This window comes from Acidovorax sp. SRB_14, assembly GCF_012932145.1.
In the GTDB taxonomy this organism is placed as follows: domain Bacteria; phylum Pseudomonadota; class Gammaproteobacteria; order Burkholderiales; family Burkholderiaceae_C; genus Simplicispira.
Genome location: NZ_MWOK01000032.1, coordinates 20,082 through 30,907, shown reverse-complemented (window position 1 = coordinate 30,907; position 10,826 = coordinate 20,082). Strand labels below are relative to the sequence as shown.

Annotated in this window: 5 protein-coding genes, 2 tRNA genes and 3 rRNA genes; 5 read left to right on the top strand and 5 right to left on the bottom strand. The window is 59.5% G+C overall.

What is annotated here, in order from left to right; genetic code table 11:
• Positions 1-175: 175 nt before the first annotated feature.
• The 5 genes from B2J86_RS16850 to rrf all read left to right on the top strand — a co-directional run bounded on the left by B2J86_RS16850 (position 176) and on the right by rrf (position 5,485).
• A 16S ribosomal RNA gene (locus B2J86_RS16850) occupies positions 176-1,710 on the top strand.
• Positions 1,711-1,817: 107 nt separating this feature from the next.
• Positions 1,818-1,894, top strand: a tRNA-Ile gene (locus B2J86_RS16845).
• 39 nt (positions 1,895-1,933) lie between these two features.
• A tRNA-Ala gene (locus tag B2J86_RS16840) sits at positions 1,934-2,009 on the top strand.
• Positions 2,010-2,369: 360 nt separating this feature from the next.
• A 23S ribosomal RNA gene (locus B2J86_RS16835) occupies positions 2,370-5,249 on the top strand.
• A gap of 123 nt (positions 5,250-5,372) precedes the next feature.
• Positions 5,373-5,485, top strand: a 5S ribosomal RNA gene (rrf, locus tag B2J86_RS16830).
• Together the 16S, 23S and 5S rRNA genes with 2 tRNA genes alongside form the textbook arrangement of a ribosomal RNA operon.
• Before the next feature lie 153 nt (positions 5,486-5,638).
• On the opposite strand, the gene B2J86_RS16825 is transcribed toward rrf, so the two are convergent.
• The 5 genes from B2J86_RS16825 to B2J86_RS16805 all read right to left on the bottom strand — a co-directional run bounded on the left by B2J86_RS16825 (position 5,639) and on the right by B2J86_RS16805 (position 10,768).
• A complete protein-coding gene (locus tag B2J86_RS16825; protein ID WP_173026183.1) occupies positions 5,639-6,442 on the bottom strand; it encodes a class II glutamine amidotransferase in 804 nt (267 codons plus the stop codon).
• A 38-nt stretch (positions 6,443-6,480) separates the two neighbouring features.
• Entirely contained in the window at positions 6,481-7,953 is a 1,473-nt protein-coding gene (locus B2J86_RS16820; protein WP_173026182.1) for a DHA2 family efflux MFS transporter permease subunit, read from the bottom strand.
• 10 nt (positions 7,954-7,963) lie between these two features.
• The gene (locus B2J86_RS16815) at positions 7,964-8,152 is read right to left on the bottom strand and encodes a 4-oxalocrotonate tautomerase (protein WP_169636831.1); all 189 of its coding nucleotides are present in this window, start codon (positions 8,150-8,152) and stop codon (positions 7,964-7,966) included.
• Between the two features lie 28 nt (positions 8,153-8,180).
• Positions 8,181-8,435, bottom strand: a complete 255-nt coding sequence (locus tag B2J86_RS16810) for a cysteine-rich CWC family protein (protein ID WP_173026181.1) — start codon at positions 8,433-8,435, stop codon at positions 8,181-8,183.
• Between the two features lie 119 nt (positions 8,436-8,554).
• Positions 8,555-10,768 (bottom strand): malate synthase G, encoded by a 2,214-nt coding sequence (locus tag B2J86_RS16805; RefSeq protein WP_173026180.1) that lies wholly within the window; start codon positions 10,766-10,768, stop codon positions 8,555-8,557.
• Positions 10,769-10,826: the final 58 nt, after the last annotated feature.

Genomic DNA, 10,826 nt, shown 5'->3' with positions numbered 1-10,826 from the left:
TCTGCCAGGAACCTTAAAAATATACAGCCGATAAGCGTGGGCGTTTGAAGGCGATTGCCAAGTTCTTTGGAACTCAAGTCGCAAGACTTTAAACGCTCATGAGAGTAAAGAAGTGAAGTTCACTTCAATTCTTGATTTTTTGAGTGGCCCCGCAAGGGGCAAAAAACACAAGATCGAACTGTAGAGTTTGATCCTGGCTCAGATTGAACGCTGGCGGCATGCCTTACACATGCAAGTCGAACGGTAACAGGTCTTCGGATGCTGACGAGTGGCGAACGGGTGAGTAATACATCGGAACGTGCCCGATCGTGGGGGATAACGCAGCGAAAGCTGTGCTAATACCGCATACGATCTACGGATGAAAGCAGGGGACCCGCAAGGGCCTTGCGCGGACGGAGCGGCCGATGGCAGATTAGGTAGTTGGTGGGATAAAAGCTTACCAAGCCGACGATCTGTAGCTGGTCTGAGAGGACGACCAGCCACACTGGGACTGAGACACGGCCCAGACTCCTACGGGAGGCAGCAGTGGGGAATTTTGGACAATGGGCGAAAGCCTGATCCAGCCATGCCGCGTGCAGGATGAAGGCCTTCGGGTTGTAAACTGCTTTTGTACGGAACGAAAAGGTCTTCTCTAATAAAGAGGGCCCATGACGGTACCGTAAGAATAAGCACCGGCTAACTACGTGCCAGCAGCCGCGGTAATACGTAGGGTGCAAGCGTTAATCGGAATTACTGGGCGTAAAGCGTGCGCAGGCGGTTATGTAAGACAGATGTGAAATCCCCGGGCTCAACCTGGGAACTGCATTAGTGACTGCATAGCTGGAGTGCGGCAGAGGGGGATGGAATTCCGCGTGTAGCAGTGAAATGCGTAGATATGCGGAGGAACACCGATGGCGAAGGCAATCCCCTGGGCCTGCACTGACGCTCATGCACGAAAGCGTGGGGAGCAAACAGGATTAGATACCCTGGTAGTCCACGCCCTAAACGATGTCAACTGGTTGTTGGGAATTCACTTTCTCAGTAACGAAGCTAACGCGTGAAGTTGACCGCCTGGGGAGTACGGCCGCAAGGTTAAAACTCAAAGGAATTGACGGGGACCCGCACAAGCGGTGGATGATGTGGTTTAATTCGATGCAACGCGAAAAACCTTACCCACCTTTGACATGTATGGAAGATCGCAGAGACGCGATTGTGCTCGAAAGAGAGCCATAACACAGGTGCTGCATGGCTGTCGTCAGCTCGTGTCGTGAGATGTTGGGTTAAGTCCCGCAACGAGCGCAACCCTTGCCATTAGTTGCTACATTCAGTTGGGCACTCTAATGGGACTGCCGGTGACAAACCGGAGGAAGGTGGGGATGACGTCAAGTCCTCATGGCCCTTATAGGTGGGGCTACACACGTCATACAATGGCTGGTACAAAGGGTTGCCAACCCGCGAGGGGGAGCTAATCCCATAAAGCCAGTCGTAGTCCGGATCGCAGTCTGCAACTCGACTGCGTGAAGTCGGAATCGCTAGTAATCGTGGATCAGAATGTCACGGTGAATACGTTCCCGGGTCTTGTACACACCGCCCGTCACACCATGGGAGCGGGTTCTGCCAGAAGTAGTTAGCCTAACCGCAAGGAGGGCGATTACCACGGCAGGGTTCGTGACTGGGGTGAAGTCGTAACAAGGTAGCCGTATCGGAAGGTGCGGCTGGATCACCTCCTTTCTGGAAAACTGCAATTCAATTTGAACGCCCACACTTATCGGTTGTTGGAAGAAGTCGCTGCAAAGCGGCGGGTGCGATAAGTGCCTGTCGACGGCAGTGGCCGGCTTGGGTCTGTAGCTCAGTTGGTTAGAGCACCGTCTTGATAAGGCGGGGGTCGGTGGTTCGAGACCACCCAGACCCACCAAGTGCTGCAGTCCAGGGGCGACACGACAATGCGATTCCTGGGGGATTAGCTCAGCTGGGAGAGCACCTGCTTTGCAAGCAGGGGGTCGTCGGTTCGATCCCGTCATCCTCCACCAACCAACACGATGCGCCCGCAAGGGCGGTGAATCAACACCAAAGCAGCTTTGCAAAAGGCTGCTTTGATGTTGATCGATATCAATCGATCAATCGGCTGTTCTTTAAAAATTCATAGAGTCGAATCAGCGTTGCTGATGGAAACTGCACATTCGTAAAGGTTTAGTGCAGACCGTGCCATCAGCAACAAGAATTTTTGATTGCGTCAAAACGAATATTCAAACTAGCTTTGAAATTCAAAAGTAATACGATGAAGGCTCGAAAGAGCCGTAGTTGATTACGGCATAACGCGCCGGGTGAAAGACCTGGCAAGTCCTTGAAAGAAAATGGAGATGTTTCGTTAAGAGACGTCAAAGTTATAGGGTCAAGTGACTAAGAGCATGTGGTGGATGCCTTGGCGATGATAGGCGACGAAAGACGTGATAGCCTGCGATAAGCTTCGGGGAGCTGGCAAATAAGCTTTGATCCGGAGATTTCTGAATGGGGAAACCCACCCTTCGGGGTATCGCAACCTGAATACATAGGGTTGCGAGGCGAACCGGGTGAACTGAAACATCTCAGTAGCTCGAGGAAAAGACATCAACCGAGATTCCGAAAGTAGTGGCGAGCGAAATCGGACAAGCCTTGCAGTGATAGCACGACGGTTAGCAAAATGGGATGGAAAGCCCGGCCATAGCAGGTGATAGCCCTGTATGCGAAAACCGACATGTGGTACTAGGCTGCAGACAAGTAGGGCGGGACACGAGAAATCCTGTCTGAATATGGGGGGACCATCCTCCAAGGCTAAATACTCATCATCGACCGATAGTGAACCAGTACCGTGAGGGAAAGGCGAAAAGAACCCCGGGAGGGGAGTGAAATAGATCCTGAAACCGCATGCTTACAAAAAGTAGGAGCCTCGCAAGGGGTGACTGCGTACCTTTTGTATAATGGGTCAGCGACTTACATTCAGTGGCAAGGTTAACCGAATAGGGAAGCCGTAGAGAAATCGAGTCCGAATAGGGCGAACATAGTCGCTGGGTGTAGACCCGAAACCAAGTGATCTATCCATGGCCAGGATGAAGGTGCCGTAACAGGTACTGGAGGTCCGAACCCACTAGTGTTGCAAAACTAGGGGATGAGCTGTGGATAGGGGCGAAAGGCTAAACAAACTTGGAAATAGCTGGTTCTCTCCGAAAACTATTTAGGTAGTGCCTCAAGTATTACCGTCGGGGGTAGAGCACTGTTTAGGCTAGGGGGTCATGGCGACTTACCAAACCTATGCAAACTCCGAATACCGACGAGTACAGCTTGGGAGACAGAGCACCGGGTGCTAACGTCCGGACTCAAGAGGGAAACAACCCAGACCGCCAGCTAAGGTCCCTAAAATTGGCTAAGTGGGAAACGAAGTGGGAAGGCTAAAACAGTCAGGATGTTGGCTTAGAAGCAGCCATCATTTAAAGAAAGCGTAATAGCTCACTGATCGAGTCGTCCTGCGCGGAAGATGTAACGGGGCTAAGCCAGTTACCGAAGCTGCGGATGTGCAATTTATTGCACGTGGTAGGAGAGCGTTCTGTAGGCCTGTGAAGGTGTCTGGTAATGGATGCTGGAGGTATCAGAAGTGCGAATGCTGACATGAGTAGCGTTAAAGGGGGTGAAAAGCCCCCTCGCCGTAAGCGCAAGGTTTTCTACGCAACGTTCATCGGCGTAGAGTGAGTCGGCCCCTAAGGCGAGGCAGAGATGCGTAGCTGATGGGAAACAGGTCAATATTCCTGTACCGATCAATAGTGCGATGTGGGGACGGAGAAGGTTAGCTCAGCCAACTGTTGGATATGTTGGTTCAAGCCTGTAGTCGTGCCCGGTAGGCAAATCCGCCGGGCTAAGATGAGGGGTGATAACGAGTCTGCTTGCAGACGAAGTGAGTGATACCCTGCTTCCAGGAAAAGCCACTAAGCTTCAGCTATTGACGACCGTACCGCAAACCGACACTGGTGCGCGAGATGAGTATTCTAAGGCGCTTGAGAGAACTCTGGAGAAGGAACTCGGCAAATTGATACCGTAACTTCGGGAGAAGGTATGCCCCAAGTAGGTGAACTTGAACAAAGGGAGCCCAAAGGGGTTGCAAAAAATCGGTGGCTGCGACTGTTTAATAAAAACACAGCACTCTGCAAACACGAAAGTGGACGTATAGGGTGTGACGCCTGCCCGGTGCTGGAAGATTAAATGATGGGGTGCAAGCTCTTGATTGAAGTCCCAGTAAACGGCGGCCGTAACTATAACGGTCCTAAGGTAGCGAAATTCCTTGTCGGGTAAGTTCCGACCTGCACGAATGGCGTAACGATGGCCACACTGTCTCCTCCAGAGACTCAGCGAAGTTGAAATGTTTGTGATGATGCAATCTCCCCGCGGAAAGACGGAAAGACCCCATGAACCTTTACTGTAGCTTTGTATTGGACTTTGAACAGATCTGTGTAGGATAGGTGGGAGGCTTTGAAGTGTGGTCGCTAGATCACATGGAGCCAACGTTGAAATACCACCCTGGTGTGTTTGAGGTTCTAACCCAGGTCCCTTATCGGGATCGGGGACAGTGCATGGTAGGCAGTTTGACTGGGGCGGTCTCCTCCCAAAGCGTAACGGAGGAGTTCGAAGGTACGCTAGTTACGGTCGGACATCGTGACGATAGTGCAATGGCATAAGCGTGCTTAACTGCGAGACTGACAAGTCGAGCAGATGCGAAAGCAGGACATAGTGATCCGGTGGTTCTGTATGGAAGGGCCATCGCTCAACGGATAAAAGGTACTCTGGGGATAACAGGCTGATACCGCCCAAGAGTTCATATCGACGGCGGTGTTTGGCACCTCGATGTCGGCTCATCTCATCCTGGGGCTGTAGCCGGTCCCAAGGGTATGGCTGTTCGCCATTTAAAGAGGTACGTGAGCTGGGTTTAAAACGTCGTGAGACAGTTTGGTCCCTATCTTCCGTGGGCGCTGCAGATTTGAGGAAGCCTGCTCCTAGTACGAGAGGACCGGAGTGGACACACCTCTGGTGTATCGGTTGTCACGCCAGTGGCATTGCCGAGTAGCTAAGTGTGGAAGAGATAACCGCTGAAAGCATCTAAGCGGGAAACTCGTTTCAAGATGAGATCTGCCGGGGGCTTGACCCCCCTAAAGAGTCGTTCAAGACCAGGACGTTGATAGGCTGGGTGTGGAAGTGCAGCAATGCATTAAGCTAACCAGTACTAATTGCTCGTGCGGCTTGACCCTATAACTTTGATCAAATCGATCAAGGTCGTTATGCCAAGTTGACGCAGTCAAATAAAACAAGCTGATTCCAAACTCTATGAATTCGCCCGGTTGATCCAAAGATCAGCCAGGCACCCAGTTATGCCTGATGACCATAGCAAGTCGGTCCCACTCCTTCCCATCCCGAACAGGACAGTGAAACGACTTCGCGCCGATGATAGTGCGGGTTCCCGTGTGAAAGTAGGTCATCGTCAGGCTCTTACAGCCCAGTCGCGCCCCCCTCAGCAATGAGGGGGGCGTTTCTGCTTTGGGGCGCGAAAGAACGCAGAAATCCAGCAGTTTGGGGCGCAGGAAATAAATATATAACTGCCTGAGAATAGGCGAGGAGCCACGCCAAATGGGTAGCCAGACTAGCGCGCTGCGCTGTCCGGGGGCAAAGCCGTGCCTGCTTCGGCATAGACAGCACCATCGACAAACACCTTGAGTTCCTGGTTTCCAAACGGCTGCCAGATTTCATTGCGGGTCAGTGGAGCGGTCACGATCACGGCCACCCGATCGGTCGGTGAGGTTTGCGTGGAAAAATCCACCCGCACGTCTTCATCGGCCAAGTGGGCCTGGGCAAATGGATAGTGGCGCTCGATGTAATACAGGTGGGTCGAGGCATGGGCCCACAGGGCCTGGCCATTGGACAGCAGGAAATTGAAGGTGCCGTGCGGTGCAATGTGCGCAGCGAGTTCGCGCAGCGTGAGCGTCAGTTCGCCAATGCTTGGCACATCGGCATGTGATTTGGCCAGCTCCTGCATGATCCAGCAGAACGCGTGCTCGCTGTCGGTCGAGCCCACCGGATGGAAGCTGCCGTGCAGACGCGGCCTGAAGTCTTTGAGGTCGCCGTTGTGCGCAAACACCCAATAGCGGCCCCACAGTTCGCGCACGAAGGGGTGGCAGTTCTGCAGGCTGACAGCGCCCTGCGTGGCCTTGCGGATGTGCGAGATGACGTTGCAGCTTTTGATGGGGTAGCGGCGGATCAGGTCTGCCACCGGCGAATCGACGGCGCGCTGGTGGTCCACGAAGTGGCGCACACCCTTGTCTTCAAAGAAGGCGATGCCCCAGCCGTCGCAATGGTCGCCTGTGTGGCCTGCGCGCTGCGCAAAGCCGGTGAAGCTGAACGTCACGTCGGTCGGCGTATTGCAGTTCATTCCCAGGAGTTGGCACATGGTGGCACGGTAACAAAAAATCCGATGAAGGAGCAGGCTCAGCGTGAACGCGCCGCCGCTGGAGCGGGTGCCTCGCGCAGTTGCCAGGCTGCTACCAAAGCCAGCACGCACAGGCCCGCGAGCATGACGAAGGTTTCGCCAAAGGCCGCCACGCGCGCTGTACTGCTGGCGGCGGCGGACAAGGAGTCGCCATGCGCGCCCAGGCGCCATTCGAGCACGATGCCGCACAGGCTCACGCCCGTGGCGCCGCCCAGCATGCGCACGAAGCCAATCGTGCTCGAGCCCTGGGAAATCAGCGGCTTGTCCAGCGGCCGCATGGCTCCCAGGTTGAGCGACGGCAGGATAAAGCCCAGGCCGATGCGCCCCAGCACGCTGAATGCCACCAGCAGCCACAGCGCCGACTGCAGCCCCACGAGCAGCATCAGCGCGAACGAGCAGGCCAGCAAGGCCAGGCCCGTCATGACCAACAGGTGCGTGGGCTGCCGGTCGGCCAGGCGGCCGACAAGGGGAATGGTCAAGGCCAGCACGATGCCGGCGGGCAGCAGGGTGGTGCCCACGAGCGAGGCCGACATCTGCAGGCCCAGTTGCATGAACACCGGCAGCAGGTAGGTCGAGCCAAACAGCGCCGTGCCGTAGATGAACGCGACCATGCAGCCCATGGAGAACTGGCGGTAGCGGAACAGGCGCAGGTCCATCAACGGGGCGCGCCCCTGCGCGATCTGGTGGCGCTGCCACCCGATGAACAGCACCACGGCCAGCACGGCCGCGCCCAGCAGCCCCATCCACTCGCTGGTAGACCCACTGTGCAGCGCCACCAGTCCGTTGAGCAGGCACAGCGTGCCCACGGTGCCCAGCATCAGCCCGCGCCAATCGAGCGATGCGCCCTGGCGGTCGGTCTGGATGCCGCCGGGCGCATTCACCGGCACGTACTTGTAGGCCAGCCAGATCGAGGCCAGGCAAAACGGCACGACCATGAAGAAGATCGAGCGCCAGCCAAACCAGTCCACCAGCAGTCCACCCACGCTGGGACCGATGGCCGGGGCCAGCACCACGCCCATGCCGAACATGCCGCTGGCCCGCCCCTGTTCATGCGGCCGAAAGGCGTGCAGGATGATCACGGCCGGAATCGGCTGAACGATGCCCGCCGCCAGCCCCTCGGCCACGCGCGCCGCCATCACGAGGCCGAAGTAGCCCGACAGTCCGCCGCCAACGCCGCCCAGCAGCAACAGCACCATGGCCGCCACGTAGGTCGTGCGGTAGCCGTAGCGCGACAGCAGCCACGGCGTGGTCAGCATGGACACCGTGGTGGCGACCATGAAGCCCGAGGTCACCCACTGCGCCCGGTCCTGGCCGAGCGAGAAATGCACGCTCATGTCCGGGATCGCCACGTTCACGATGGTCGACGAGATGATGGACGCCATCACCCCCACCATCACCGACAGCAGCAGCAGCCAGCGGTAGCGCTCGCCGTGGCGCGCGCGCAGGGCAGCGGCGGAGCCGGGGCCGCTCATGGCCGCGGGCTCAGCTGCGTTCCGACCAGAGCTTGCCGCCAGTGGCCCAGTTTTCGCGCTTCACGTCGGTGATCAGGATGTCCACCGATTCGGGCGAGCCGCCCAGCACCTCGACGCTGACGCGGGTGATTTCTTCCACGAGCTTCTTCTTTTGCTCGATGGTGCGGCCTTCCATCATTTCGATGTGGTACGTGGGCATGGCGTGGGTCTCGGACGAAAGGAAGGGATCATAAAGCGGTGCCCGCACGGTCGCTGCCGCGTTCGCTGGAATGTTCCGGGCTGCGTGCGCAGACGGGGCAAATGCAGCGCTGCCCGCGCAAGGGCGGCGGCACGGCGGCCAGGGCTGCGGGCGCCACGCGCGCGTGCATGCACCAGCACCCGGCCGCGGGCTTGCCCTGCACGACCGCGCACTGGTTGGCCTGGCCGCACAGCGGGCAGGCAGCGTCATCTGGCGGGGCGGGGGCAGGGGCAGGGCAGGTCATGGACGCCCAGTGTAGGGCGGGCGACAGGCATAAAAATGGCGCCCGCAGGCGCCATGGTCATTGAAATGGGCCGTAAACGCTGACGGGTCAAGCGCTTGCAGCTATCAATAATGATAGTGTCATGCGGCCTGCCCGGCCTTGACCTTCAGGCGCCAGGCATGCAGCAGGGGCTCGGTGTAGCCGTTGGGCTGCTCCAGGCCCTTGAAGACCAGGTCGCATGCGGCCTGGTAGGCGGCCGAGGTGGCAAAGCGCCCGGCCATGGGCTGGTACAGCGGGTCGCCCGCGTTCTGGCCGTCGACCACGGCGGCCATGCGCTCGAAGGTCTCGCGCACCTGCGCGTCGGTCACCACGCCGTGCAGCAGCCAGTTGGCGATGTGCTGGCTAGAGATGCGCAGCGTCGCGCGGTCCTCCATCAGGCCGACGTTGTGGATGTCGGGCACCTTCGAGCAGCCCACGCCCTGGTCCACCCAGCGCACCACATAGCCCAGGATGCCCTGGGCGTTGTTGTCGAGCTCCTGCTGCTTTTCGGCATCGGACCAGTTCGGGTTGGTGCTGACGGGCACGGTGAGCAGGCCGGTGAGCAGGTCGTCGCGCGCGGCTGCCACGTCGGTCTTTTCCATCTCGATCTGGATGTCGCGCACCAGCACCTGGTGGTAGTGCAGCGCGTGCAGCGTCGCGCCCGTGGGGCTGGGCACCCAGGCGGTGTTGGCGCCGGCCTTGGGGTGGACGATCTTCTGCTCGAGCATGGCGGCCATCAGGTCGGGCATGGCCCACATGCCCTTGCCGATCTGCGCCTTGCCGCGCAGCCCGCACGAGAGGCCGACGAGCACGTTGTTTCTTTCGTAGGCCGGCAGCCAGGCGCAGGTCTTCATGTCGCCCTTGCGGACCATCGGGCCGGCCTGCATGGCGCTGTGCATCTCGTCGCCGGTGCGGTCCAGGAAGCCGGTGTTGATGAAGGCCACGCGGGTGGCGGCGGCGCCGATGCAGGCCCGGAGGTTGACACTGGTGCGGCGCTCTTCGTCCATGATGCCGAGCTTGACGGTGTCGGCCGGCAGGCCCAGCACCCGCTCGACGCGGCTGAACAGTTCGCTGGCAAACGCGACTTCGGCGGGGCCGTGCATCTTGGGCTTGACGATGTAGACCGAGCCCTTGCGCGAGTTGCGCAATCCCTTGGCGCCATGGCCCTGCAGGTCGTGCAGCGCGATGGCGGTGGTCACGACGGCGTCCAGGATGCCCTCGGGGATCTCGCGCTGCGCGCCCTGGGCGTCGGTGTAGAGGACGGCCGGGTTGGTCATCAGGTGGCCGACGTTGCGCAGGAACATCAGCGAGCGGCCGTGGAGGCGCACTTCGCCGGTGCCGCTGGCGGCGGTGTAGACGCGGTCGGGGTTGAGGCCGCGCGTCACGGTCTTGCCGCCCTTGGCAAACGACTCGGTCAGCGTGCCCTTGAGGATGCCCAGCCAGTTGGCGTAGCCCAGCACCTTGTCTTCGGCGTCCACGGCGGCCACCGAGTCTTCGAGATCGAGGATGGTCGACAGCGCCGCCTCGATCACCAGGTCGGCCACGCCGGCCGCGTCGCTGGAGCCGATGGGCGTGGCGCGGTCGATGACGATGTCGATGTGCAGGCCGTGGTGCACCAGCAGCACCGAGGTCGGCGCCGCCGCGTCGCCCTGGAAACCGACGAGCTGGGCCGCGTCCGTCAGGCCGGCGCGGGCGCCGCCCTGCAGCGTGGCGACCAGCTGGCCGCCTTCCACGTGGTAGCCGGTCGCATCCTTGTGCGAGCCGCTGGCCAGCGGCGCCGCCTGGTCGAGGAAGTTGCGCGCAAAGGCGATGACCTTGGCGCCGCGCTTTTCGTTGTAGCCCGGGCCCTTGTCGCAGCCATCGGCCTCGGAGATGGCATCCGTGCCATAGAGCGCGTCGTACAGGCTGCCCCAGCGCGCGTTGGCCGCGTTGAGCGCGTAGCGCGCGTTCAGGATCGGCACGACGAGCTGCGGGCCGGCCTGCACGGCCAGTTCGTCGTCCACGTTGGTCGTCGTGGCCTGCACGTTGGCGGGCACGGGCACGAGGTAGCCGATGGTTTCGAGAAATTTGCGGTAGGCCGCCATGTCGGTGATCGGGCCGGGGTGGGCCCGGTGCCAGGTGTCGAGCTCGGCCTGCAGGCGGTCGCGCTCGGCCAGCAGGGCGAGGTTGCGCGGGGCCAGGTCGGCGACGATGGCGTCAAAACCCTGCCAGAAGGCCGCGCTGTCCACGCCCGTGCCGGGCAGGACCTGGTCTTCGATGAAGCGGTGCAGGACGGTGGCTACCTGCAGGCGGTGGACGGTGGTGCGTGCGGTCATGGACAAACCCTCAAACGGTGGAAAACACAAACGGCGGGCGCCCGGCAGGGCGGACAGG

Coding starts and splice junctions, on each gene's coding strand:
- B2J86_RS16825 (WP_173026183.1), bottom strand. CDS start 6,442: ATGTGCCAACTCCTGGGAATGAACTGCAATACGCCGACCGACGTGACG.
- B2J86_RS16820 (WP_173026182.1), bottom strand. CDS start 7,953: ATGAGCGGCCCCGGCTCCGCCGCTGCCCTGCGCGCGCGCCACGGCGAG.
- B2J86_RS16805 (WP_173026180.1), bottom strand. CDS start 10,768: ATGACCGCACGCACCACCGTCCACCGCCTGCAGGTAGCCACCGTCCTG.
- B2J86_RS16815 (WP_169636831.1), bottom strand. CDS start 8,152: ATGCCCACGTACCACATCGAAATGATGGAAGGCCGCACCATCGAGCAA.
- B2J86_RS16810 (WP_173026181.1), bottom strand. CDS start 8,435: ATGACCTGCCCTGCCCCTGCCCCCGCCCCGCCAGATGACGCTGCCTGC.